The sequence below is a fragment of the Opacimonas viscosa genome (assembly GCF_024199005.1).
GTDB classification, from domain to species: domain Bacteria; phylum Pseudomonadota; class Gammaproteobacteria; order Enterobacterales; family Alteromonadaceae; genus Opacimonas; species Opacimonas viscosa.
Genome location: NZ_JANATA010000194.1, coordinates 1 through 260 on the forward strand (window position 1 = coordinate 1; position 260 = coordinate 260).

Genomic DNA, 260 nt, shown 5'->3' on the forward strand with positions numbered 1-260 from the left:
GAGCCAGGATGCCGAGATGGCCGTCTCGCCACCTCGAACTGCCAGCAAGCCCGAGTCTGCCCCTGAGTCGACCGAGGGCGAACGTCTGGCGATTGTGGCGAGCAAGACAGGACCGGTGGCGGACCAGATGGCCGGTGACATGCCCCTTGATACGGCCGTCGTGACGGCTGTCGAGGCGGAAAGCAAGTCTGCGGGGCAGGTCACTCAGTTGGCCGAGGCTCCCAGGCTCTCTGTGTCGCGATCTCCCGCGCTCTCTTCTT

Annotated in this window: 1 protein-coding gene; it reads left to right on the forward strand. The window is 65.4% G+C overall.

Features of this window, described 5'->3' with window-relative positions; all coding sequences use genetic code 11:
- Positions 1-16 precede the first annotated feature (16 nt).
- A partial coding sequence (locus tag NLF92_RS13275) for a hypothetical protein (protein ID WP_254102712.1) occupies positions 17-260 on the forward strand: 244 nt, incomplete at its 3' end.